The 24,857-nt window shown below is 67.6% G+C and carries 20 protein-coding genes; 12 read left to right on the forward strand and 8 right to left on the reverse strand.

Going from position 1 to position 24,857, the window contains the following annotated elements:
• Positions 1–9: 9 nt before the first annotated feature.
• The 6 genes from sdhC to gltA are packed head-to-tail and all read left to right on the forward strand — an operon-like array spanning position 10 to position 5,061.
• Positions 10–441, forward strand: a complete 432-nt coding sequence (gene sdhC / locus ACWHMB_RS09365) for a succinate dehydrogenase, cytochrome b556 subunit (protein WP_293226693.1) — start codon at positions 10–12, stop codon at positions 439–441.
• Positions 442–463: 22 nt separating this feature from the next.
• A complete protein-coding gene (gene sdhD / locus ACWHMB_RS09370) occupies positions 464–829 on the forward strand; it encodes a succinate dehydrogenase, hydrophobic membrane anchor protein (protein WP_293226696.1) in 366 nt (121 codons plus the stop codon).
• A 56-nt stretch (positions 830–885) separates the two neighbouring features.
• The gene (gene sdhA / locus ACWHMB_RS09375; protein ID WP_447648516.1) at positions 886–2,694 is read left to right on the forward strand and encodes a succinate dehydrogenase flavoprotein subunit; all 1,809 of its coding nucleotides are present in this window, start codon (positions 886–888) and stop codon (positions 2,692–2,694) included.
• A 28-nt stretch (positions 2,695–2,722) separates the two neighbouring features.
• Complete coding sequence (locus ACWHMB_RS09380) at positions 2,723–3,427, forward strand: succinate dehydrogenase iron-sulfur subunit (protein WP_293226702.1); 705 nt, start codon at positions 2,723–2,725, stop codon at positions 3,425–3,427.
• Between the two features lie 25 nt (positions 3,428–3,452).
• A complete protein-coding gene (locus ACWHMB_RS09385; protein WP_293226703.1) occupies positions 3,453–3,716 on the forward strand; it encodes an FAD assembly factor SdhE in 264 nt (87 codons plus the stop codon).
• A 49-nt stretch (positions 3,717–3,765) separates the two neighbouring features.
• Positions 3,766–5,061, forward strand: coding sequence for a citrate synthase (gene gltA, locus ACWHMB_RS09390; protein WP_293226706.1), 1,296 nt, complete (start codon positions 3,766–3,768; stop codon positions 5,059–5,061).
• 107 nt (positions 5,062–5,168) lie between these two features.
• On the opposite strand, the gene ACWHMB_RS09395 is transcribed toward gltA, so the two are convergent.
• A complete protein-coding gene (locus ACWHMB_RS09395; RefSeq protein ID WP_377479239.1) occupies positions 5,169–5,804 on the reverse strand; it encodes a glutaredoxin family protein in 636 nt (211 codons plus the stop codon).
• Between the two features lie 155 nt (positions 5,805–5,959).
• Here ACWHMB_RS09395 and ACWHMB_RS09400 point away from each other — a divergent pair, with 155 nt between their 5' ends.
• Complete coding sequence (locus ACWHMB_RS09400) at positions 5,960–7,258, forward strand: integrase (protein WP_377542571.1); 1,299 nt, start codon at positions 5,960–5,962, stop codon at positions 7,256–7,258.
• Positions 7,259–7,344: 86 nt separating this feature from the next.
• Here ACWHMB_RS09400 and ACWHMB_RS09405 read toward each other — a convergent pair whose 3' ends face one another.
• From ACWHMB_RS09405 to ACWHMB_RS09420, 4 genes are all read right to left on the reverse strand, one after another.
• Positions 7,345–9,387 carry a M3 family metallopeptidase gene (locus ACWHMB_RS09405; protein ID WP_377481997.1) on the reverse strand — a complete coding sequence of 681 codons (2,043 nt, stop codon included), beginning with the start codon at positions 9,385–9,387 and terminating at the stop codon, positions 7,345–7,347.
• A 45-nt stretch (positions 9,388–9,432) separates the two neighbouring features.
• Positions 9,433–10,284 (reverse strand): bifunctional methylenetetrahydrofolate dehydrogenase/methenyltetrahydrofolate cyclohydrolase, encoded by an 852-nt coding sequence (locus tag ACWHMB_RS09410; protein WP_377482000.1) that lies wholly within the window; start codon positions 10,282–10,284, stop codon positions 9,433–9,435.
• 68 nt (positions 10,285–10,352) lie between these two features.
• Positions 10,353–10,979 (reverse strand): response regulator transcription factor, encoded by a 627-nt coding sequence (locus ACWHMB_RS09415; protein WP_377482003.1) that lies wholly within the window; start codon positions 10,977–10,979, stop codon positions 10,353–10,355.
• Positions 10,976–13,522: a PAS domain-containing sensor histidine kinase gene (locus ACWHMB_RS09420; protein WP_447648517.1), complete on the reverse strand. Its 2,547-nt coding sequence runs from the start codon at positions 13,520–13,522 to the stop codon at positions 10,976–10,978. Before ACWHMB_RS09420 ends, ACWHMB_RS09415 begins: the two co-directional genes overlap by 4 nt.
• Positions 13,523–13,709: 187 nt before the next feature.
• Here ACWHMB_RS09420 and aceE point away from each other — a divergent pair, with 187 nt between their 5' ends.
• The 4 genes from aceE to ACWHMB_RS09440 all read left to right on the forward strand — a co-directional run bounded on the left by aceE (position 13,710) and on the right by ACWHMB_RS09440 (position 21,622).
• Positions 13,710–16,412 carry a pyruvate dehydrogenase (acetyl-transferring), homodimeric type gene (gene aceE, locus ACWHMB_RS09425; RefSeq protein ID WP_377482009.1) on the forward strand — a complete coding sequence of 901 codons (2,703 nt, stop codon included), beginning with the start codon at positions 13,710–13,712 and terminating at the stop codon, positions 16,410–16,412.
• Between the two features lie 24 nt (positions 16,413–16,436).
• Entirely contained in the window at positions 16,437–18,098 is a 1,662-nt protein-coding gene (gene aceF / locus ACWHMB_RS09430) for a dihydrolipoyllysine-residue acetyltransferase (RefSeq protein ID WP_377482013.1), read from the forward strand.
• A 10-nt stretch (positions 18,099–18,108) separates the two neighbouring features.
• On the forward strand, positions 18,109–19,932 hold the full coding sequence (lpdA, locus tag ACWHMB_RS09435; protein WP_377482016.1) for a dihydrolipoyl dehydrogenase: 1,824 nt from the start codon (positions 18,109–18,111) through the stop codon (positions 19,930–19,932).
• Between the two features lie 271 nt (positions 19,933–20,203).
• A complete protein-coding gene (locus ACWHMB_RS09440) occupies positions 20,204–21,622 on the forward strand; it encodes a GntP family permease (protein ID WP_377482020.1) in 1,419 nt (472 codons plus the stop codon).
• A 226-nt stretch (positions 21,623–21,848) separates the two neighbouring features.
• Here the strand turns inward: ACWHMB_RS09440 and ACWHMB_RS09445 are convergent, their stop codons facing one another.
• Together ACWHMB_RS09445 and ACWHMB_RS09450 are read right to left on the reverse strand one after the other, a co-directional pair.
• Positions 21,849–22,193 (reverse strand): cupin domain-containing protein, encoded by a 345-nt coding sequence (locus ACWHMB_RS09445; RefSeq protein WP_293221809.1) that lies wholly within the window; start codon positions 22,191–22,193, stop codon positions 21,849–21,851.
• A 61-nt stretch (positions 22,194–22,254) separates the two neighbouring features.
• Positions 22,255–22,566, reverse strand: a complete 312-nt coding sequence (locus ACWHMB_RS09450) for a cupin (RefSeq protein ID WP_377482023.1) — start codon at positions 22,564–22,566, stop codon at positions 22,255–22,257.
• Between the two features lie 118 nt (positions 22,567–22,684).
• On the opposite strand from ACWHMB_RS09450, the gene ACWHMB_RS09455 reads away from it, so the two are divergent.
• The gene (locus ACWHMB_RS09455; RefSeq protein WP_293221805.1) at positions 22,685–23,620 is read left to right on the forward strand and encodes a class I SAM-dependent methyltransferase; all 936 of its coding nucleotides are present in this window, start codon (positions 22,685–22,687) and stop codon (positions 23,618–23,620) included.
• Positions 23,621–23,662: 42 nt separating this feature from the next.
• Here the strand turns inward: ACWHMB_RS09455 and ACWHMB_RS09460 are convergent, their stop codons facing one another.
• A complete protein-coding gene (locus ACWHMB_RS09460; protein ID WP_377482027.1) occupies positions 23,663–24,724 on the reverse strand; it encodes an alpha/beta hydrolase family protein in 1,062 nt (353 codons plus the stop codon).
• Between the last annotated feature and the right edge of the window lie 133 nt (positions 24,725–24,857).

Consider the following 24,857-nt stretch of genomic DNA (forward strand, 5'->3'; position numbering starts at 1 on the left):
GGGCACCCCATGAGTGAAGTCTCCAAGCCGCGGCCGCAGTACCGCAACCTCAACCTCTTCCACGACATCCGCACCTATCGCCTGCCCTTGGCGGGCTGGGTGTCGATCCTGCACCGCGCCAGCGGCGCGCTGATGTTCGTGCTGTTGCCGTTTCTCATCTGGCTGTTCGACAAGTCGATTTCGTCCGAAATCTCGTTCGGCGAACTCGGCGCGGCCTTCACCGCGGGCTTGTGGATTTTTCCTGGCTGGTTCATCAAACTGGTGGTGCTGGCCCTGATCTGGGCCTACCTGCATCACCTGCTGGCCGGCGTGCGCCACCTGTACCTCGACGTCTCGCATCGCACCACCAAGGAATTCGGCCGCCACTCCGCTGCCTGGGTGCTGCTCGTGAGCATCGCGTTGACGCTGATCCTGGGCGCCAAGCTGTTTGGTTTGTACTGATTCGAAAGCGAGGAGCGCAACAATGTCTGCAACCTATGGCTACAAGCGCACCGTGGTCGGCGCGCACTACGGCTGGCGCGACTTTCTGGTGCAGCGCATCAGTGCCGCGCTGATGGCGGTCTTCACCCTGGTGGTGCTGCTGCAGTTGCTGTTCACCAGGGGCCCGATCGGCTACGACACCTGGTCCGCCATCTTTGCCGCGCAGTGGATGAAGGCGCTGACCTTCGCGGTGATCGTGGCCTTGCTGTGGCACGCCTGGATCGGCATGTGCAGCATCTGGTATGACTACGGCAAGCCCGCCGGGCTGCGCCTGCTGCTGCAGGCGCTCACCGTGATCTGGCTGGTGGCTTGCGGGGGCTGGGCCGTGCAGGTGCTCTGGCGTCTGTAAGGCGCCGCGCACACACCACCACAAGCCCATCCCAAGAATTCATCCAATCAACGACCATGAGTTACACCAAGGAAAACACTGCCGTTCGCAAGTTCGACGTCGTCATCGTCGGGGCGGGCGGCTCGGGCATGCGCGCCTCGCTGCAACTGGCGCGCGCCGGCCTGAACGTCGCCGTCCTCTCCAAGGTCTTTCCCACGCGCTCGCACACCGTGGCCGCGCAGGGCGGCATCGGCGCCTCGCTGGGCAACATGAGCGAGGACAACTGGCACTTTCACTTCTACGACACCGTCAAGGGCGGCGACTGGCTGGGCGACCAGGACGTGATCGAGTTCATGTGCCGCGAGGCCCCGCACGTGGTGTATGACCTCGAGCACATGGGCATGCCCTTCGACCGCAACGCCAACGGCACCATCTACCAGCGCCCGTTCGGCGGCCACACCGCCAACTACGGCGAAAAACCCGTGCAGCGCGCCTGCGCGGCGGCCGACCGCACCGGCCACGCCATGCTGCACACGCTGTACCAGCAGAACGTGGCGTCCAACACCACTTTCTTTGTCGAGTGGATGGCGCTGGACCTGATTCGCGACGCCGACGGCGACGTGGTGGGCGTGACCGCACTTGAAATGGAAACCGGCGATGTCTACGCGCTGCACGCCAAGGCGGTGATGCTGGCCACCGGCGGCGCCGGGCGCATCTTTGCCGCCAGCACCAACGCCTACATCAACACCGGCGACGGCCTGGGCATGGCGGCGCGCGCCGGCATCCCGCTGCAGGACATGGAGTTCTGGCAGTTCCACCCCACCGGCGTGGCGGGGGCCGGCGTGCTGCTGACCGAAGGCTGCCGCGGCGAGGGCGCCATCCTGATCAACAGCGAGGGCGAGCGCTTCATGGAGCGCTACGCGCCGACCCTGAAGGACCTGGCGCCGCGCGACTTCGTCTCGCGCTCGATGGACCAGGAAATCAAAGAGGGGCGCGGCTGCGGCCCCAACAAGGACTACATCCTGCTCAAGCTCGACCACCTGGGCGCCGACACCATCCACAAGCGCCTGCCCTCGGTGTACGAGATCGGCCACAACTTCGCCAACGTCGACATCACCAAGGAGCCCATTCCGGTCGTGCCCACCATCCACTACCAGATGGGCGGCATTCCCACCAACATCCACGGCCAGGTCGTGGTGCAGGCCGGTGGCGACGACAACCACGTGGTCAACGGCCTGTACGCGGTGGGCGAGTGCTCCTGCGTGAGCGTGCACGGCGCCAACCGCCTGGGCACCAACTCGCTGCTGGACCTGCTGGTGTTCGGCAAGGCCGCGGGCGATCACATCGTCGAATTCAACAAGCACACGCCGCACCACAAGCCGCTGCCGGCCGATGCACTCGACATGACCTTGGCGCGCCTGAACCGGCTGGAAGAGGCCAGTGACGGCGAATACGCGCAAACCATCGCCAACGACATCCGCAGCACCATGCAGTCGCACGCCGGCGTGTTCCGTACCCAGGCCACCATGGACGAGGGTGTGGTCAGGGTGGCCGAACTGCGCGAGCGCGTGAACAAGGTGGGCCTGAAGGACCACTCCAAGATTTTCAACACGGCGCGCGTCGAGGCCCTGGAGGTGGAGAACCTGATCGAGGTGGCACAGGCCACCATGGTGTCGGCCGCCGCCCGCAAGGAGTGCCGCGGCGCCCACACCGTGGAAGACTACGAGCACCCGGCCGACCACCCCACGGCACCGCTGGGGCGCGACGATGTCAACTGGCTCAAGCACACGCTGTGGCATTCGCAGACCAACAGCCTGAGCTACAAGCCGGTGCGGCTCAAGCCGCTTTCCGTCGAGACCATTCCGCCCAAGGTTCGCACGTTCTGATCGCCCGGGTTTGAAGGACCACCACACCATGCAAAAGCGCACTTTCCAGATCTACCGCTACGACCCGGACAAGGACGAGAAGCCCTACATGCAGACCATCGAGCTGGAGCTCGAAGGCCATGAACGCATGCTGCTGGACGCCCTGATCAAGCTCAAGGCGCAAGACCCGACCATCGCCTTTCGCCGCTCGTGCCGCGAGGGCGTGTGCGGCTCGGATGCCATGAACATCAACGGCAAGAACGGCCTGGCCTGCCTGACCAACCTGCGCACGCTGAAAGACCCGATCGTGCTCAAGCCGCTGCCCGGTCTGCCGGTGGTGCGTGACCTGTTCGTCGACATGACGGACTTCTTCAAGCAGTACCACTCGATCAAGCCCTACCTGATCAACCACACCCAGCCGCCCGAGACCGAGCGCCTGCAGTCGCCCGAGGAGCGCGAAGAGCTCAACGGCCTGTACGAGTGCATCCTGTGCGCCTGCTGCTCGACCGCGTGCCCCAGCTTCTGGTGGAATCCGGACAAGTTCGTGGGCCCCGCCGGCCTGCTGCAGGCGTACCGCTTCATTGCCGACAGCCGCGACGAGGCCACGGGCGAACGCCTGGACAATCTGGACGACCCGTATCGCCTGTTCCGCTGCCACACCATCATGAACTGCGTCGATGTCTGCCCCAAGGGCCTCAAGCCCGCGGCCGCCATCAGCAAGATCAAGGAGCTGATGGTGCGTCGCGCCATTTGAGCGGATACTGCCGCCACCGATTCGCATGCTGGATGAACGGATCGACGAGCGCCGCCTGAGCAAGCTCAAATGGCGCTGCCGACGCGGGCTGCTTGAAAACGACCTGCTGATCGAGCGCTTTTTCGTCCGCCATGAGGCCGATTTGACGGTGCGCCAGGCCGATGCCATCGGGCGCCTGATGGATCTGGCCGACAACGACTTGCTGGACCTGCTGCTGCGGCGCACCGAGCCCACGGGCGATCTGGATGCACCGGATGTGCGGCAGGTTCTTGAACTGATGCGGGCCTGATTCCGACCGCTCGCATCGCCCACGCCAATTCAAACTGAGGAAATTCGCCATGAACATCTCCGACACCAAAGCCACCCTGTCGTTTTCCAATGGCAGCCCCGATGTCGCGCTGCCGGTGTACTCGGGTTCGATCGGTCCGGACGTCATCGACATCCGCAAGCTGTACGCCCAGACCGGCATGTTCACCTACGATCCGGGCTTCATGTCGACGGCCTCCTGCCAGTCGACCATCACCTACATCGACGGCGACAAGGGCGAGTTGCTGTACCGCGGCTACCCGATCGAGCAGATCGCCACCAAGTGCGACTACCTCGACACCTGCTACCTGCTGCTGAATGGCGAACTGCCCACGGATACCCAGCGCGGCGCCTTTCACAAGCTGGTGATCAACCACACCATGGTGCATGAGCAGATGCAGTTTTTCCTGCGCGGGTTTCGCCGCGACGCGCACCCGATGGCTGTGCTGACCGGCCTGGTGGGCGCGCTGTCGGCCTTCTATCACGACAGCACCGACATCAACAACCCCGAGCACCGCGACATCTCGGCGATCCGCCTGATCGCCAAGATGCCCACCCTGGTGGCCATGGCCTACAAGTACGGCATGGGCCAGCCCTTCATGTATCCGCGCAACGACCTGTCCTACGCCGGCAACTTCCTGCGCATGATGTTCGGCACGCCGTGCGAGGACTACAAGGTCAGTCCGGTGCTTGAAAGAGCGCTCGACCGCATCTTCATCCTGCATGCCGACCACGAGCAGAACGCCTCCACCTCCACCGTGCGCCTGTGCGGCAGCTCGGGCACCAACCCGTTCGCCGCCATCGCCGCCGGCGTGGCCTGCCTGTGGGGCCCCGCCCACGGCGGCGCCAACGAGGCTGCCTTGAACATGCTGGAAGGCATCCAGCGCGAGGGCGGCGTGGCCAAGATCGGCGAGTTCGTGGCCAAGGTCAAGGACAAGAACAGCACCGTCAAGCTGATGGGCTTTGGCCACCGCGTGTACAAGAACTACGACCCGCGCGCCAAGCTGATGCAGCAGACCTGCAACGAGGTGCTGGACGAGCTGGGTCTGCACAACGACCCGCTGTTCGCGCTGGCCAAGGCGCTGGAGAAAATCGCGCTGGAAGACGACTACTTCGTGCAGCGCAAGCTCTATCCCAACGTCGACTTCTACTCGGGCATCGTGCAGCGCGCCATCGGCATTCCGGTCAAGCTGTTCACCGGCATCTTCGCGCTGGCCCGCACCGTGGGCTGGATCGCCCAGCTCAACGAGATGATCGGCGATCCCGAGTACAAGATCGGCCGTCCGCGCCAGCTCTACACCGGTTCCGTGCGCCGCGACGTGCCCTGATCCGGGGCCGGCGGCTCAGCGCCGTTGACCAAAAAAATGAGCCACCGCGAGGTGGCTCTTTTCGTTCCGGCGGATCGGTCACCGCGTCAAGACCGCTGCCTCCAGGTTCAAAAACGGATACCGGCGGGATTGGTGGCCGTGGCGCGCGGTGTCACCACGGGCTCGGCTGGCGAAGCGGGCGCGTCGGCGGCAGCTGCCGCTGGCTTGACCGTCTGGGGCGCCAGGGCCGTGGGGGCGGGCGCCTGCCAGCGGGCCGGCAACTGGGACTGCGCGGGGTAGCCGGCGGCGCTCAGGTACTGCGTCCACTCGGTGGCGGAGAAACCCTTGAGCTGCTGCTGGCCGATGCTGAGCGCCGGCAGGCTGTCGGCCCCGGTCAGCTGCTGCAGGGCGGCGACGTCGGCACTGGTGTCGATGGTCTTTTCGGTGAACGGAATGCCGCGCTCGCTCAGCAGCTTGCGCCCGCTGGCGCAGGGCTCGCAGTTGGTGCCGGTGTAGAGCGTGACCGGGTAGCGCTGCGCCGTCTGGCGCAGCGCATAGGGCAGGGCGGCGCTGGTGTCGGCGGCGGCAGGCGCTTGACCACGCGGCGTCGCGGGCTGCGCTGCCGGCGGCGTGTCGGAGAAGGTGATGCGCCCGTCGGGGCCGACCGAGCGATAGACCTGCGCCGAGGCGCCGGCCGCCAACAGGCCGAGCGCCAGGGTCAGTGCTGCGGCCAGGTGTCGGCGTGAGGTGAGACGTGGGTTCATGGGGGCCCTGCGGGAAGTGGTCGGCAATCGATCCATCGCGTGCCGCTGCTCACGGCAGCGTGGCGCAGCCTGCAATGGTACAAGATGGCCGCGCAAGCGCAAGTCTTGTCCAACGAGGTATGAGCCTGAACGAGTTGCCGAGATTCCAACGAGATATGAGCCTGAATGGGCGATCTGGGTCGATCATTTTTCAGATGGTGATCGACATGGACGAATCCCGGCTGGGCAGCATTGCCCAATTGCAGGCGTTTCTCGAAGGCACGCTGGAGGTCAGCTTCAGCGCCTTCGCCGATGATCAAGAGCGCTATGCGCACATTGCCAGCGTGGTGCGCCGCTTGGGCTATACGCGTCTGTCCAGGCCCGACAAGGGCATCGTGCTGCGCTATCTGGCGCGCACCAGCGGCTACTCGCGCGCGCAACTGACGCGGCTGCTGGCGCGCGTGCTGGAAGGCCAGCCTCTGGCCAAGCGCTACCGCGTGCCAGCGCATGCCTTTGCCCGGCGCTACAGCCCCGCCGATGTGGCGCTGCTGGTGAGCGTTGATCGCGCCCATGGCTGCTTGTCGGGGCCGGCGACGGTGCACCTGCTGCGCCGCGCCTGGCATGTGCACGGTGATGCGCGCTTTGAACGCCTGGCGCAACTGTCGCCCTCGCACCTGTACAACCTGCGCAAGAGCGGCCCATACAAAGCCGCCCGGGTGTCCTTGACCAAAACCCGGCCCGTGCTCAATGCCATTGGCCAGCGACGCGCGCCCGACCCCGGCGGGCGAGTGGGCTTCATTCGCATCGACAGCGTCCATCAGGGCGATCTCGATCGCATCAAGGGGGTGTACTACGTCAATGCCGTCGATATCCTCACTCAGTGGGAGGTGGTGGCTTGCTGCGAGCGCATCAGCGAGGCGTTCTTGCTGCCGGTGTTGGAGCAGCTCATGGCTCAGTTTCCGTTTCCGATCCGCGGCTTTCATTCGGACAACGGCGGCGAGTTCGTCAATCGACAGGTGGCCGCCTTGCTGGGCAAGCTGCAGGCCGAGCAGACCAAGTCGCGCCCGCGCAAGAGCAATGACAACGCGTTGGCCGAGAGCAAGAACGCCGCCGTGGTGCGCAAGACGTTCGGCTACAGCCATATTCCGCAGCGCTTTGCCGGCCTGATCAACACGTTCTGCCAAGAGCATCTGAACACCTACGTCAACCTGCACCGCCCTTGCCTGTTTGCCAAGCAGGTGATGGATGCCAAGGGCAAAATTCGCAAGACCTACCCACCCGAGCTGGTGCAAACGCCGTTGGAGAAGCTCGCGAGCTTGCCGGACATTGACAAGCAGTTGCGCCGCGGCATCACTGTCCAGCTGCTGCAACAGCAGGCCGTGCAAGTGACTGACTTGCAGGCCGCTGAACAGCTCAATGCAGCGCGCATGGCGCTGTTTGCGACAATTGAAAAACGATCCAGACGCTTGGCCTGAACCCAACCTTCAATCCGGCTCGTTCAGGCTCATACCTGAATTGGAAAAGACTGCGCATGGCCGTGCGCGGCCGCTTGCCATCGGCCTCAGGCCATGCCCTGATGGCGCAGCAGGGCGTCGATGCTGGGCTCGCGTCCGCGAAAGGCCTTGAAGGACTCCATGGCCGGGCGGCTGCCGCCGACCTCCAGGATGGCCTGCCGGTAGCGGCGCCCCGTCTCCACGCTGGGCGTGCCGTCGGCGGCGGCGCTTTCCTCGAACGCGGCGTAGGCGTCGGCCGACAGCACCTCGGCCCACTTGTAGCTGTAGTAGCCGGCCGCATAGCCGCCGGCAAAGATGTGGCTGAAGGTGTGCGCCATGCGGTTGAAGGCCGGCGCCGGCAGCACCGCCACCTCGGCACGCACGGCGTCCAGCAGGGCCTGCACGTCCTGCGCGGTGGCCGGCTCGGTGTGCAGGCGCATGTCGAACAGCGCGAACTCGACCTGGCGCAGCGTCTGCAGGCCGGCCTGGTAGTTGCGCGCGGCCAGCATCTTGTCGAACAAGGCGCGCGGCAGGGGCTCGCCGGTGTCGACGTGCGCCGTCATGTGGCGCAGCACGCTCCATTCCCAGCAGAAGTTCTCCATGAACTGGCTGGGCAACTCCACCGCATCCCATTCGACCCCGCTGATGCCGGACACGTCGTGCTCGGCCACCTGGGTCAGCATGTGGTGCAGGCCGTGGCCGAATTCGTGGAACAGCGTGGTCGCGTCGTCGTGCGTCAGCAGCGGCGGCTTGCCGTCGACGCCCGAGGCGAAGTTGCACACCAGGTAGGCCACCGGGGTTTGCAGTGCGCCGGTGTCCGGGCGCAGCCAGCGCGCGCGCGCGTCGTCCATCCAGGCGCCGCCGCGCTTGCCGGTGCGCGCCAGCGGGTCGAGGTAGAACTGCCCCAGCAGGCGGCCCTCGCGTTCGATGCGATAGAACTCGACGCTGGGGTGCCACACGCTGGCGTGGTCGCGGCGGATGTCGACCTCGAACAGGGTCTCCACGATCTTGAACAGGCCCGCCAGCACCTTGGGCAGCGGAAAATAGGGCTTGACCTCCTGCTCGCTGAAGGCGTAGCGCGCTTCCTTGAGTTGCTCGCCCACATAGGGCCAGTCCCAGGCCTGCGGGTCGTTCAGCGCCAGCGTGGCGCGCGCAAACTCGCGCAGGTCCCGCACGTCGCGTTCGGCAAAGGGCCGCGCCTTGCCGGCCAGCTCGCGCAGGAAGGCGATCACCTGCGCCGGCGAGTCGGCCATCTTGGGCACAAGCGAAACTTCGCCGAAGTTGGCGTAGCCCAGCAGCGCCGCCTCCTCCTGGCGCAGCGCCAGCAGCTCGCGCATGATGTCGCCGTTGTCGAAGCGCCGCGCGTCGCCTTCGGCCTGATCGCTGGCGCGCGTGACGTAGGCGCGGTACAGCAGCTGCCGCAGTGTGCTGCTCTTGGCGAACTGCATCACCGGCAGGTAGCTGGGCAGTTGCAGGCTCAGCTTGTAGCCTTCGCGCCCTTCGGCCTGGGCGGCGGCGCGGGCGGCGGCCTTGACGTCGTCCGGCACACCGGCCAAGTCGGCTTCGCTGGCGTAGTGGGCGAAGGCGTCGGTGGCGTCCAGTGCGTTCTCGCTGAATTTTTGCGCCAGTTCGGCCGCGCGCTCCTGAATCTGGGCGAAGCGCGCCTTGGGCTCGCCCGTCAATTCGGCACCGCCCAGAACGAAGCCGCGCAGCGTGTGCTTGAGGGCCTCGCGCTGCTCGGCGTTCAGCTGGGCCGGGTCGATGGCCTTGTATTTGGCGTACAGGCGCTCGTCCGAGCCCAGCCGGGTGAAGAACTCGGTGATGCGCGGCAGCGCCTCGTTGTAGGCGGCGCGCAGCTCGGGCGCGTCCATGACCGCCTTCAGGTGCGAGACAGCGCCCCAGGCGCGGCCCAGGCGCTCGGTGGCCACGTCCAGCGTGCGCGACAGGGCGCTCCACTCGGGCGCCTGCTCGGGCTGCACCACGCACTCGAGCGCGGCCTCGGCCTCCTGCAGCAGTTGATCGACGGCGGGGGCGACGTGCTCGGGCCGGATCGCGTCGAAACGCGGCAGGTCGGAGAAGTCGAGCAGGGGGTTGGCGGCGGGCGTGTTCATGCCCTTGCACATGGGGGCGGCGCGGCCCGCCTTCAAGGTCGCCGCTCAGGCGCTGGCGCGCTCGGCCGCCTCGATGGTGTTGACCAGCAGCATGGCGCGGGTCATGGGGCCGACGCCGCCGGGCACGGGCGTGATCCAGCCGGCCACCTGGCGCACGCCCTCGAAGTCCACGTCGCCGCACAGCTTGCCGGCCTCGTCGCGGTTCATGCCGACGTCGATGACCACGGCGCCGGGCTTGACCATGTCGGCTTTCAAGACATTGCGCTTGCCCACGGCGGCGACGACGACGTCGGCCTGCAGCGTGTGCGCCTTCAGGTCTGCCGTGCGCGAGTGGCACACGGTGACGGTGGCGTCCTGCTGCAACAGCATCAGCGCCATCGGCTTGCCGACGATGTTGGAGCGGCCGATGACGACGGCGTTCTTGCCGCGCAGCTGGCAGCCGATGGATTCGAGCATCTTCATGCAGCCGTGCGGCGTGCAGGGCCAGAAGCCGGGCAGGCCGGTCATCAGCGCGCCGGCGCTTTGCACGTGAAAGCCATCGACATCCTTGGCGGGGGCGATGGCCTCGATGACCTTGTGCGCATCCATGTGCGGCGGCAGGGGCAATTGCACCAGGATGCCGTGCACGGCCGGGTCGCGGTTGAGGGCGTCCAGGCGCGCCAGCAGATCGGCCTCGGGCAGGTCGGCTGGCAGGCGCTCCAGCGTGGCGGCCAGGCCGGTTTCGGTGCTGTCGTTGACCTTGTGGCGGGTGTAGACCTGACTGGCCGGGTCGTCGCCCACCAGCAGGATGTGCAGCGCCGGTTGCACGCCGCGCGCCTGGAGGGCGGCGGTGCGGCTTTGCACCTGCTGGCGAATCTGCCGCGCGAGGGCGTTGCCGTCGATCAGTTGGGCGGGCATCGATATATGAACGAAAAGTGCCGCTGGCGCCCGCGGATAGAGCGCAAGCAGCTATCAAAACGGTAGTGTCAGGCCTTGGCCGTCGAGGGGCCCAGGGCGATCTTGAGCAGGTCGGCCACGGTGTTGGCACCCAGCTTTTCCATGATGTTGGCGCGGTGCGCCTCGACCGTCTTGATGCTGATGCCCAGATCGTCGGCGATCTGCTTGTTCAGCCGGCCGGCGACGATGCGCTCCAGCACCTGGGCTTCGCGGCCCGTCAGCTTGGACAGCAGCGCGTCGCGGCTGGCGGCCTGCTGGTGTTCGGCAAAGGCGGTGCGCGCCTGCTCGAGCATGCGCTCGACCAGCGGCACCAGCTTTTCTTCGTTGAAGGGCTTCTGGATGAAGTCCATCGCGCCCTTCTTCATGGTGTCCACCGCCATCGGCACGTCGCCGTGGCCGGTGACGAAGGCCACCGGCAGCGGCGAATCGCGCTCGGCCAAGCGGTCCTGCAGGTCGAGCCCGCTCATGCCGCTCATGCGGATGTCGATCAGCACGCAGCCGATTTCGCGCGGGTCGTAGCGCGCCAGAAAGGATTCGGCCGATTCGAACGAGCGCACGCGAAAGTCCTGGCCTTCGAGCAGCCATTGCACCGAGTCGCGCACGGCCTCGTCGTCGTCCACTACATAGACAGTTCCGCGCTTGGGTGTGAGATTCATGCCATCGCCTTGACGTGTTGGCCCGCGTCGTCGGCGGACTGCGTTGAATGGGGCGGGCCCACCGGAATCCAGAACGTGAAGCGGCAGCCCACCACCCGGCCGGCATTGTAGAGGTTCTCGGCGCGAATCCGCCCCTGGTGCGACTCGACGATGGAGCGGCACAGGTTCAGGCCGATGCCCATGCCCTCGCTCTTGGTCGAGAAGAAGGCCTCGTACAGGCGCTCGATGGCCTCGGTGGACAGGCCGGGGCCGGCATCCGTGACGCAGAACTGCACCGCCGCCACGCCCTCGATGTCGCGCTGCGACACGCCCAGGTCGACCACGCGCTCGTCCGGCGGACGGTCGGCGCCGTCGATGGCGTCGCCGGCGTTCTTGATCAGGTTCATCAGCACCTGCTCGATCAGGATCGGGTCGACGAACATGGCCGGCAGCGACGGCGCCACGTGGTGCACCAGGCGCACCTGGCGGCGGCGCAGGTCGAGCTCGGCCAGCTCCACCACCTGATCGACGATGGGGCCGACGTCCGACCACTGGCGGCGCGGCTCGCTGCGCTTGACGAAGCTGCGGATGTGCTGCACCACCTGGCCGGCGCGCTGGGCCTGGCGCGCGGTCTTGTCCAGCGCGCCCAGCAGCTCGTCCTGGCTGATCTGCCCGCCGCGGATGCGCGAGATCATGCCGGTGCAGTAGTTGGTGATGGCCGTCAGCGGCTGGTTCAGCTCGTGCGCCACGCTGGAGGCCATCTCGCCCATGGTGATCAGCCGGCTGGCGTTTTGCGCGCGCTCGGCCTGCGCGGCGGCCTGCTCCTCGGCCTGGTGGCGCGCGGTGATGTCGGTGGCGATCACCATCTGCGCCAGGCGCCCGTCCACCCAGTTGAGGTAGCGCGAGCGCACCTCCATCCACTTGCCCAGCTGCTCCAGGTAGATCTCGGCGTGCTCGGCCAGCGGCGTGGTGGCCAGGTTGTCCAGCGGCAGCCCGACGAAGGAATCGACCGCGTCCAGGCTCTCGTCGCTGACCAGGGCGCTGGTGTTGGCGGTGCCGCCGCGCAGCACCAGCTTGAGGTGGCCCTCGGTGGTGGCGCCGAACCACTGGCGATACAGCTTGTTGGCGAACAGCAACTCCTTGCTGCCCAGCGGCGCGACGGAGACCGAGGCGTCCAGCGCCTCCAGCACGGTGGTGAAGCGCTCGTAGGAGGCCGACAGCTGCCGGCGCACGCGGTTGGGCTCGGTGATGTCGGTCATCGACGCCATCCAGCCGGCCTGCTTGCCGGTGGCGTCGATCAGGGGCGACACGTACAGCCGGGCGTCGAACACCGAGCCGTCGCGGCGCTTGACGCGCATCTGAAAGCCCGCCGGGTCGGCCGCGCCGCCCAGCTCCTCGGTCAGGCGCGCGGCCAGCTGGTCGTGGTCCTCGTTGGGCCAGTAGGTGAAGGGCTCGGTCTGGCCCAGCAGCTCTTCCTCGCGCCAGCCCGTCATCTTGCAGAAGGCGGGGTTCACGTAGGTGATGCGCCCCTGCAGGTCCAGCGCGCGCATGCCCGTGAGCATGGAGTTTTCCATCGCGCGGCGAAAGCTGGTCTCGGCCTGCAGCGCCTGCTGCGCCTGATGGCGGCGCACCGACTGGCGCCAGTTGGCCACCAGCATCCACACCGTGGTGCCCGACAGCAGCAGCACCAGCCAGAAGATGGCGTTGCCGACCAGCCCCTGCGAGGTGCGCCAGGCCTGCGCGCGCAGCACCAGCGCATTGCCCACCGGCGACACCGGAATCTCGAACTCGTTGACGTTGCCGGCCCAGGGTAGGCGCTCGGACAGGCCCGCGCGCGCCGGAATGCTCTGGCCGCTCAGCAGATGGCCCTTGTCGTCCAGCAGTGCCACGGCGTACTTGGCCAGCACCTCGCTGGGCACGCCGTAGCGCAGCAGGCCGTCCACGCTGTACTCCACCAGCAGCTCGCCGGCGAACTGCCCGCGCGGCGTGATGGGCACGTGCAGCTCCAGCGTGGGCTCGGCGTTCTTGGCCGTCGGCGGCAGTACGTACACCGGCTGGCGCAGGTCGCGCGCCAGGCCGTAGCCGTTCTCGGCCTCCTCGGCACGCAGCTGGCCGTCTTCCATCCAGCGCGGCTGAGGCTGCACGCTGGGGCGCGTCTCCAGCGCGGTGACGTGGCGGCGCACGTCGATCCAGCCGATCGACAGCAGCTCGGGGTACTGCGCCACCAGCGACTCGGCGCGGCTGCCGAACTGCGGCTGCTGCACCTCGCGGTTGGAGATGTCGCGCGCCAGGCGCATCACCTGCTCCTGGCGCTCCAGCAGGCGCAGGCGCAGGCGCTGCTGGGCGTATTCGACGTCGCGCTTGAGGGCTTCCTGCTCGCGGCGCACCTCTTCCATGCGCAAATAGCTGAAGGCCGCCAGGATGACCACCACGAACAGCAGCACCGCCAGCAGCGGCGCCACGTGCACCCAGGCCTCGCCGCGCAGCAGCGGCCAGCGGTCCCGCCAGTGCCGCGCGGGCTCGGCAGGGTGGGGCGGCGGGTGCACGGTGGGGGGATACTGCATGCGCCAAGTGTAAGTGTGCGGGTGACTGTGCAGGGTGCCGGCCGCGATGCGGCACGTCGAAGGCAATGTTAAATTATCATAATATAAAAATACAAATCAACATTTGAAATTTAAAGCCCTTTGTGCGATGATGCGCCCGCGATTTCGTACACAATGACTTTCAACCTTTCTGACCGGAGACAAAGCGATGCCTGCAGCGCCTGATTCGCCCTTCAATGTTGGTTCGGACATTGATGCCCAGGAAACCCGTGAATGGATGGACGCGCTGTCCTCCGTCATCGAAAAGGAAGGGCCCGAGCGCGCGCACTTCCTGCTCGAGCAGTTGCTCGAACACGCGCGCCAGAGCAGCATCGACCTGCCGTTCTCGGCCAACACGGGCTACGTCAACACCATCGAGCCCGAGCAGGAGGCGCACTGCCCCGGCAACATCCAGATCGAAAAGCGCCTGCGCGCCTACATGCGCTGGAACGCCATGGCCATGGTGGTGCGTGCCAATCGCCTGCACCCGGCCGACGGGGGCGATCTGGGCGGCCACATCGGCTCCTTCGCCTCGCTGGCCAGCATGTGGGGCGCCGGCTTCAACCACTTCTGGCACGCCGAGGGGCCGGACCACGGTGGCGACTGCGTCTACTTCCAGGGCCACAGCGCGCCCGGCATCTACGCCCGCGCCTACCTGGAAGGCCGCATCAGCGAGGAGCAGCTCGAAAACTTCCGCCAGGAAGTGCATGGCAAGGGCCTGTCGAGCTACCCGCACCCGCACCTGATGCCCGGCTTCTGGCAGTTTCCCACCGTCAGCATGGGCCTGGGCCCGCTGATGGCGATCTACCAGGCGCGCTTTCTGAAGTACCTGCAGGCGCGCGGCATCGCCGACACCAGCAAGCGCAAGGTGTGGGTGTTTCTGGGCGACGGCGAGATGGACGAGCCCGAGAGCAAGGGCGCCATCAGCCTGGCGGCGCGCGAAAACCTCGACAACCTGATCTTCGTCATCAACTGCAACCTGCAGCGCCTGGACGGCCCGGTGCGCGGCAACGGCAAGATCATCCAGGAGCTGGAGGGCGACTTCCGCGGCGCCGGCTGGCACGTCATCAAGCTGCTGTGGGGCAAGGGCTGGGACCCGCTGCTGGCACGCGACAAGTCGGGCAAGCTGCGCCAGCTGATGATGGAGACGGTGGACGGCGACTACCAGACCTACCGCGCCACGGACGGCGCCTACCTGCGCAAGCACTTCTTCGGCAAGTACCCCGAGACGCTGAAGCTGGTCGAGCACCTGACCGACGAAGAGATCTGGGAGCTGCGCCGCGGCGGCCACGACCCGGAGAAGGTCTACGCGGCCTTCCACGCCGCCAACGAGCACCAGGGCCAGCCCACGGTGCTGCTGGTCAAGACCGTCAAGGGCTACGGCATGGGCAAGGCCGGCGAGGCCAAGAACACCGTGCACCAGACCAAGAAGCTGGACGACGAGGACATCAAGTACATCCGCGACCGCTTCAACATCCCGATTCCCGACAGCGAGCTCGACAAGCTGCCCTACTACAAGCCGGCCGACGACACGCCGGAGATGAGGTACCTGCAAGAGCGCCGCCAGGCGCTGGGCGGCTACCTGCCCACGCGGCGCGAGAAGGCCGACGAGAGCTTCACCATCCCGGCGCTGGAGACCTTCAAGGCCGTGCTGGAGCCCACGGCCGAGGGCCGCGAGATCAGCACCACCCAGGCCTTCGTGCGCTTTCTCACCCAGTTGCTGCGCGACAAGGCCTTCGGCCCGCGTGTGGTGCCCATCGTGGTGGACGAGTCGCGCACCTTCGGCATGGAGGGCCTGTTCCGCCAGATCGGCATCTACAACCCCAAGGGCCAGCAGTACCTGCCGGTCGACCGCGAGCAGGTGATGTACTACAAGGAGCAGGAGAACGGCCAGATCCTGCAGGAAGGCATCAACGAGGCCGGCGGCATGGCCAGCTGGATCGCCGCCGCCACCAGCTACAGCACGAACAACCGCATCATGATGCCGTTCTACGTGTACTACTCGATGTTCGGCTTCCAGCGCTTCGGTGACCTGGCCTGGGCCGCGGGCGACCTGGGCTCGCGCGGCTTTTTGCTGGGCGGCACCAGCGGGCGCACCACGCTCAACGGCGAGGGCCTGCAGCACGAGGACGGCCACAGCCTGGTGCTGGCCGGCACCATTCCCAACTGCGTCAGCTACGACCCGGCCTTCGCGCACGAGGTGGGCATCATCCTGCACCACGGCCTGCGCCGCATGGTCGAGAAGCAGGAAGACGTCTTCTACTACGTCACCCTGCTGAACGAGAACTACCCCATGCCGGGCCTCACGGCCGGCACCGAGGAGCAGATCCTGCAGGGCATGTACCTGTGCAAGGCCGGCGCCGCCGGCAAGCTGCGCGTGCAGCTGCTGGGCTCGGGCTCGATCCTGCGCGAGTCGCTGGAGGCGCAAAAGCTGCTGGCCACCGACTGGGGCGTGCAGGCCGACGTGTGGAGCTGCCCCAGCTTCAACGAACTGGCGCGCGAAGGCCAGGACGTGGCGCGCTGGAACCTGCTGCACCCGACCGAAAAGCCGCGCGTGCCCTTTGTGGCCCGTCAGCTGGGGCCGCATGCCGGCCCGGTGGTGGCGTCGACCGATTACATCAAGACCTACACCGACCAGATCCGCGCCTACATCCCGGCCGGCCGCAGCTACACCGTGCTGGGCGCCGACGGCTTCGGCCGCAGCGACTTCCGCTGGCGCCTGCGCGAGCACTTCGAGATCAACCGCCACTACGTCACCGTCGCGGCGCTGAAGGCGCTGGCCGACGAGGGCCAGCTGCCCATGGCCAAGGTGAGCGAGGCGATCGCCAAGTACGGCATCCGCACCGACAAGATCAACCCCCTGCACGCCTGAAGCAGCACTACCCGGAGACAAGACATGGCATTGGTCAACATCCTGGTCCCCGACATCGGGGACTTCAGCGAGGTCGGGGTGATCGAGCTGCTGGTGAAGGTGGGCGACACCGTCAAGGTCGAGCAGTCGCTGATCACCGTCGAGTCCGACAAGGCGTCGATGGAAATCCCCTCCAGCCACGCCGGCGTCGTCAAGGAGCTCAAGGTGGCGCTGGGCGACAAGGTCAGCCAGGGCAGCGTGATCGCGGTGCTGGACAGCGCCGAGGCCGCCGCTTCCGAGTCGAATGCGGCTCCAGCGCCCGCCAGCCAAGCGCCGGCAGCTAGCAAACAAGAAGCATCTGCGCCGGCCACCACGCCCGCCGCAGCACCGGCAGCCAGCGGCCGCATCGAGGTGCGCGTGCCCGACATCGGCGACTTCAAGGACGTCGCGGTGATCGAGCTGCTGGCCAAGCCGGGCGACACCCTCGCGCCCGAGCAGTCGCTGTTCACCGTCGAGTCCGACAAGGCCTCGATGGAAATCCCGTCGCCCGCCGCCGGCGTGCTGAAAGAGCTGAAGGTGAAGCTGGGCGACAAGGTCAACCAGGGCGACCTGGTGGCCATCCTCGAAGGCGCGGCCAGCGCGGCCGTACCGGCCGCGGCGGCGCCCGCGCCGTCCGCTGCCGCGCCGGCTCCCGCCGCAGCGCCCGCGCCGACCCCGGCACCCGCGCCCGCGGCCAGCGTGGCGGCACCGCCCCACAACCCCACCGTGCCCCCCAGCGGCCAGCTGCCGCATGCCAGCCCGTCGGTGCGCCAGTTCGCGCGCGAGCTGGGCGTGCCGCTGGCCGAGGTCAAGGGCAGCGGGCGCAACGGCCGCATCACGTTCGAGGACGTGCAGGCCTTCACCCGCTCGGTCATGGCCGGCGCGGTGCAGACGCAGGCGCAGGCGGCCAAGGCACCCGCCGGCAGCGGCGTGGGGCTGGACCTGCTGCCCTGGCCCAAGATCGACTTCACCAAGTTCGGGCCGGTCGAGCGCAAGGAGCTGTCGCGCATCAAGAAGATCAGCGGCGCCAACCTGTCGCGCAACTGGGTGATGATTCCGCACGTCACCAACAACGACGAGGCCGACATCACCGAGCTGGAGGCCTTCCGCGTGGCCACCAACAAGGAGAACGAGAAGAGCGGCGTCAAGGTCACCATGCTGGCCTTCGTCATCAAGGCGGTGGTGGCGGCGCTGAAGAAGTTCCCCGATTTCAACGCCAGCCTGGACGGTGACGCGCTGATTTACAAGCAGTACTTCCACATCGGCTTCGCGGCCGACACGCCCAATGGCCTGGTGGTGCCCGTGCTCAAGGATGCCGACAAGAAGGGCATCCTGCAGATCAGCGCCGAGATGGGCGAGCTGGCCAAGAAGGCGCGCGACGGCAAGCTGGGCGTGGCCGACATGCAGGGCGGCTGTTTCTCGATCTCCTCGCTCGGTGGCATCGGCGGCACGCACTTCACGCCCATCATCAATGCGCCCGAGGTGGCCATCCTGGGTCTGTCCAAGAGCGCCATGAAGCCCGTTTGGGACGGCAAGCAGTTCCAGCCGCGATTGAGCCTGCCGCTGTCGCTGAGCTACGACCACCGCGTGATCGACGGCGCCAGCGCTGCGCGCTTCAACGCCTATCTGGCCCAGGTGCTGGCGGACTTCCGCCGCATTCTGCTGTAAGGGGACAACGATGAGCGAAGTGCAAGTCAAGGTACCCGACATCGGCGACTTCAAGGACGTCGCCGTCATCGAAGTGCTGGTCAAGCCCGGCGACACGGTCAAGGTCGAGCAAAGCCTGATCACCGTCGAGTCCGACAAGGCCAGCATGGAGATTCCCTCCAGCCACGCCGGCGTCGTCAAGTCGCTGGCGGTCGACGTGGGCGACAAGGTCAACGAAGGGTCGCTGGTGCTGACGCTGGAGGCCGACGCGGCCCCCGCACCGGCGCCGGCGCCTGCCGCTTCGGCATCAAAACCGGCTCCAGCGCCCGCCAGGCAAGCGCCGGCAGCTCCTGCTCCTGTAGCAGCCAGCTTTGGCGGCACGGTGGACTTGGACTGCGACGTGGTGGTCCTGGGCGGTGGCCCGGGCGGCTACTCGGCGGCCTTCCGTGCCGCCGACCTGGGGCTGAAGGTCGTCATCGTCGAACGCTACGCCACCCTGGGCGGCGTGTGCCTGAACGTGGGCTGCATCCCCAGCAAGGCCTTGCTGCACGTGGCCGCGGTGATGGACGAGGTGAGCCACCTGGCCGCCCTGGGCATCGACTACGGCGGCAAGCCCAAGGTCGACATCGACAAGCTGCGCGCCCATAAAGAAAAAGTCGTCGGCAAGCTGACCGGCGGCCTGGGCGCCATGGCCAAGATGCGCAAGGTGACGATCGTGCGCGGTGTCGGCACGTTTGTCGGCGCCAACCACGTCGAGGTCGAAGAGACGTCGGGCAGCGGCCAGGACAAGAGCGGCGGCAAGAAGGTGGTGCAGTTCAAGCGCGCCATCATCGCCGCCGGCAGCCAGGCGGTGCGCCTGCCCTTCATGCCCGACGATCCGCGCGTGGTCGACAGCACCGGCGCGCTGGCGCTGCAGGGCGTGCCCAAGAAGATGCTGATCCTGGGCGGCGGCATCATCGGGCTGGAGATGGGCACCGTCTACAGCACGCTGGGCACGCGCCTGGACGTGGTGGAGATGCTGGGCGGCCTGATGCAGGGCGCCGACCGCGACCTGGTCAAGGTGTGGCAGAAGATGAATGCGCCGCGCTTCGACAACATCATGCTCAAGACCAAGACGGTGGGGGCCAAGGCCACCGCCAAGGGCATCGAAGTCAGCTTCGAGGGCGAGAACGCGCCCGCGCCGCAGACCTACGACCTGGTGTTGCAGGCCGTCGGCCGCAGCCCCAACGGCAAGAAGATCGGTGCCGACAAGGCTGGCGTGGCGGTGACGGAGCGCGGCTTCATCGACGTCGACATCCAGATGCGCACCAACGTGCCGCACATCTTCGCCATCGGCGACATCGTCGGCCAGCCCATGCTGGCGCACAAGGCGGTGCACGAGGGCCACGTGGCGGCCGAGGTGATCGCCGGCGAGCTGCAGGGCGACGACAAGCTGGCCAAGTCCGCCTTCAACGCCCGCGTGATCCCCAGCGTGGCCTACACCGACCCCGAGGTCGCCTGGGTCGGCCTGACCGAGGACCAGGCCAAGGCGCAGGGCATCAAGGTCAAGAAGGGCCTGTTCCCCTGGACGGCGTCGGGCCGCGCCATTGCCAACGGCCGCGACGAGGGCTACACCAAGCTCTTGTTCGACGACAGCCCCGAGGCGCACGGCCACGGCCGCATCCTGGGCGGCGGCATCGTCGGCACGCACGCTGGCGACATGATCGGCGAGGTGGCCCTGGCCATCGAGATGGGCGCCGACATGGTGGACATCGGCCAGACCATCCACCCGCACCCCACGCTGGGCGAAAGCATCGGCATGGCGGCCGAGATCGCCCACGGCTCGTGCACCGACGTGCCGGCGCAGCGCAAATAGCGCTCCTGGTTCATTCGCTGGCCGCGCAGGTTCCGCAGGGACTGCGCGGCTTTTTCATCGCCGGGCCGCCGGATCGCGCAGCGGGCCCGCCCCTGCAGCCGCGCTCGAGCGTGGTCTGTGCGAAGCAACCGGCAGGCGGCATACTTGCCGCCCATGCCGTGGCGCCGCCGGCGCCGCGAAACGGGGATGAAACAAAACGAGGGAGGGCTCCGGCCTTGGTGCATTCTTGTTTTCGCGTGCCTGGGGCGCGGCAGTCGATGGAGGCTGTGCCATGCTGAGCGTGCTGGCCGTGGTGGTGTCGCTGGCGCTGCTCATGTTCCTGGCCTACCGGGGCGTCACGGTGCTGCTGCTGGCGCCGTTGATGGCGGCGCTGGCGGTGGTGCTGTCGGGCGATGCGCGCTGGCTGCTGCCGCTGTACACCGACACTTTCATGAGCGCGCTGGGTGGCTATGTGCTGCAGTACCTGCCGCTGTTTCTGCTGGGCGCGCTGTTTGGGCGGCTGATGGCGGACTCGGGTGCGGCCAGCACGCTGGCGCGCTGGATTGTGCGCACGCTGGGCGAGCGCAATGCCATCCTGACGGTGGTGCTGGCCTGTGCGCTGCTGACCTACGGCGGCGTGTCGCTGTTTGTGGTGGCGTTTGCCATTTACCCCATTGCGCGCAATCTGTTCGAGGCCGCCGACATCCCCAAGCGGCTGGTGCCCGCCACGATTGCGCTGGGGGCGTTCACCTTCACCATGACGGCGCTGCCGGGCTCGCCGGCCATCCAGAACGCCATTCCCATCCCGTACTTCGGCACCAACGGCTTTGCCGCGCCGGGCCTGGGGCTGCTGGCGGCGGCGATCATGCTGGGCGGCGGGCTGTTCTGGCTGCTGCGGCGGGCGGCCGCCGCGCGCGCAGCGGGCGAGGGCTATGGCCAGCATGCCGAGGACGAGGAGGGCGGCGATGCGCCCACACCGGCCCAGGCCGCGGCCGAGGCGGCGCGCCATGCCGGGATACCGCTGGTGCTGGCCCTGTTGCCGCTGGTGCTGGTGATTGGCGTCAATGCGCTGTTCACCTACTGGGTGTTCCCGGCGCTGGACCTGTCCTTCATGGCCGAGCGCTTTCCGGCGCTGGAGCCGCAGCGCGTCACCGGCCTGTGGTCGCTGATCATTGCGCTGCTGCTGGCCTGCACCACGCTGGTGCTGGTGCGGCTGGGCCATTGGCATGACCTCAAGCACACGCTCAACCAGGGCGTGTTCGGCTTCATGCTGCCGCTGTTCAATACCGCGTCGGAGGTGGGCTACGGTGCGGTCATCGCCTCGCTGGCGGGCTTTGCGCTGATCCGCGATGCGGTGCTGCGCGTGTCCGACAACCCGCTGGTGTCGGAGGCCATTGCCATGAACGTGCTGGCGGGCATTACCGGCTCGTCGTCGGGCGGCCTGAGCATTGCGCTGCAGACGCTGGGCGAAGACTACCTGCGCATGGCCGAGGCGGCCAACATCAGTCCCGCGCTGCTGCACCGCGTGGCCGTCATGGCCGCAGGTGGCATGGACACGCTGCCGCACTGCGGCGCCATCATCACGCTGCTGTCCATCTGCAAGCTCAACCATCGGCAATCCTATGGCGATATCGCGGCGGTGACCATGCTGTTTCCGTTGCCCGCGTTGGTGCTCGTCATTGCGTTGGGGACGGCATTCGGCAGCTTCTGACGCAAGGCTCGAACGGGTGACAGTTCGGGCCTTGTCGTTGGGTGGGTCGCACGTTGGCCTGAGTCTGTTGTTTGGTTCTATTTGACGCAACATGATGTCGTTTTTGATGAGAAATGCATCGTGCGCACCACCGTGACCATCGACGACCGCCTGAGCGTGCAGCACGTCGCGGCCCGGCACTGAACGTGGGTTGCGTGCGGCACTCGCGCCGACGTCGGACGCCCGATCAGGGATTGCGCACGATATCGACCGAAATTTCCACCGCCGCCACCGTGCCGCGGTTTTCCAGCCAGTGCACGGTGGCGTGGTCCTCGGGCCAGCCCAGGCCGGGGCCGTAGTCGGTGGCCACGCCGTTGCGGTGGTCGGTGATGGTGCCCTGCAGGATGAACACCGTGCCCGGCCGGTCGACGTGGCTGTGCACCGGGCCGAACACGCCGCCGGGCGCGATGGTCACCTTGCGCATGCGCAACTGGCGTCCGGCCAGGCCCTCGATCTCGGGGCCCAGGTCCATCGCCTGCAATAGCTCCACCGTCACGCCCCGGGTCTCGGGCGCCTGCTGCTCCTGGCTCATCACGCTCTCCTCGCTGCCCGATCGGGCCGAAGCCGTGCGCGCCGTGGACAGCCTGGATCGCTCAGATGCTGCCGGCGCGCTCGACCACCAGAATACGCGCCTCGCCGATGGGGTGTGCAACATGCTCGGTGCCCACCGTGGCGTAGAAGATGTCGCCCGCTTCGAGCGTGGCCACGTGCTCCACGCCGCCCTCGCGCCAGTGCATGTCCACCCGGCCGTCCAGCACGGCAAACACCTCTTCGCCGTCGTTGACGTGCCACTGATACGGCCGGTCGGTCCAGTGCAGGCGCGTGGTGATGCCGCCCATGTCGGCAATGTCCAGCGCACCCCAGGGGCGGTCGGCCTTGAAATCGCGGGCTCGAAAGATTTTCATTTGCTGACGATTGTCCGGGTCAGGACCGGGTCTGGAAAACTACGAAAATCATAGCTTCTTGCGCTCGATCCACAAGGGCTGCAGGCCAAAAACGTTCAAAACTCAGCATCGCGCCACCATGCAAGCCCTGCTCGACGCCATAGCCGCCATGCCGCTGCCGACCGATGCCGAGCGCATTTTCCACGGCCGCGGCGGCCTGTACCCCGGCTGCGAGCACTGGACGCTGGACGCCTATCCGCCCGTCCTGCTGCTCACCAGCTTCGCGCCCGCCAGCGAGGCGCAACTGGCCGCCGTCGGCGCCGCGCTGCAGGCGCGCTGGCAGCAGATCGCGCCCGGCCAGCCGCTGAACTGGGTCTTTCAGCAGCGCGGCGCCGGCCGCGCCGACACGCGCCCGATGGCCGGCAGCGTGCCCGACCCACACATCGTCACCGAAGCCGGCGCGCGCTATCGGGTGCAGGTTCTGCGCGGGCAAAACCACGGCCTGTTTCTGGACATGGCGGCCGGCCGCCGCTGGGTGCGCGCCTGGGCGGCCGATTTCGGCGCCCGGCACGGCCGCGGCGCGCGCGTGCTCAACCTCTTTGCCTACACGGGCGCCTTCTCCGTCGCCGCGCTGCAGGGCGGGGCGGCGCAGGTGGGCAACATCGACATGGCGCGCGCCGCCCTGGCCACCGGCCAGCACAACCACCAGCTGAACGGCTTGGCCGGCGGCGCCCAGTTCTGGCCGCACGACATCTTCACGTCCTGGGGCAAGATCGCGCGCCACGGCCCCTGGGACCTGATCGTTGCCGACCCGCCCAGCCACCAGAAGGGCAGTTTCGTCGCCACCAAGGACTACCCGCGCCTGATGCGCCGCCTGCCCGCGCTGCTGGCGCCCGGCGGCCACGCCCTGCTGTGCCTGAACGCGCCCGAGCTGGGCATGGATTTCTTGCACCATCACATGCACGAGCAGGCGCCGGGGTTGGCGTTCGTCGAGCGCCTGGCCAATCCCGCGGCCTTCGCGGACGTGGACGAGGGCAGGGCGCTGAAGGTGGCGGTGTATCGCCTGGCGCCGTGAGGGTCGCCGGGCTCCCGGTGAAGGTTCCATGGCGCCCGGCGGTCACGGTCCGAGCAGTTTCTGGACAAAGAAGTCGGCGACCGTTTCATGCAGCGCCGGGATGAGCGTCTCGCGGTCGAAACCCGGCGGATCGCTCAGAAGCCGATCGGCGATGCTCCCGGGCTCGAACGGCGGCAGCGGCGACAGCATCGCCCCGTGACCGCCATCGGCCAGGTCGGCCAGCACCCGGCAACGGGGCGCGCAAGCGGCCTGCACGGCCTTGACGTGAAAGGCCGGCAGCTGATTGACGTCCTGCTCGGCGACGATCAGGCCAAGCGGCACCACGGGGTTTTCCAGCGACGCCGGCGCAAAGTCCGCCGCGAAGGGCACCATGGCCACCACGGCTTGAACGCGCGGGTCGGTGTGGCGCTGCGGCGTGTCGTCGTCGAAGCGCCAGCGGATGATCAGCTTGGCGAGGGCGATTTTCAGGCGGTCGAGCCCGTCGCCGCGCAACCGCATCGCGAACCCGACGCAGGATGAAAAGTCCTCGGCGATGTGCTGCAGGCAGTGGTCGCGAAAGCGCGCCGGCGACCATTCGCCGCCTGCCAGCGACAGCGCGGTGTGGCCACCGGCCGAGCCGCCGAACACGCCGACGGCATCCAGGCGCAGCAGCGGCGACAGCCGAGGGTCGAGCGCCACCCGGTCGATCGCCTGGCCGACTTCGAGCGGGCGCCGCTTCCAGCTGGCCGGGCCCGGCTCGGACGGGTCGATGAAGTTGTCGCCTGCATGCTGGGGCAGCGCGACCACGAAGCCCCGCTGCACCAGGGTGCGGGCGAGATCGGCGTGCACCCAGGGCGAGCCGCCCGAGCCGTGCGAGATGACGATCAGCCTGCCGTTGCCGGGCTGTGGCGCGCCGTCATCCGCCCAGGACAGCCGGAACGGGCCTTGCGAAACGGGCGCCTCGCTGGCCGCACTGGGGTAGAAGACGGTGGTCGTCCCGCCGCCGTCCTGCACCAGGCGGATCATCCCCATGCCCGATGCCAGCGCGGTGGAGGGCAGGCACAGGCCCAAAAGCAGGCCCCCGGCGAGGGTGAGGATGGTGGTCCAGGCGCGTTGCGTTGCCATGGCGGACCTCGTGAATTCAGTGGGCCGCTGGCGGCGCGGCGCACAGGCAGCCGGACTCGCTCGCATCGCAGCCGCAGCGGCCGGCGCAAGCGCAAGCGCAGGCGACGGGCGCGGCCGGCGGTGACACGGCAGG

This window comes from Ottowia pentelensis (genome assembly GCF_964341695.1).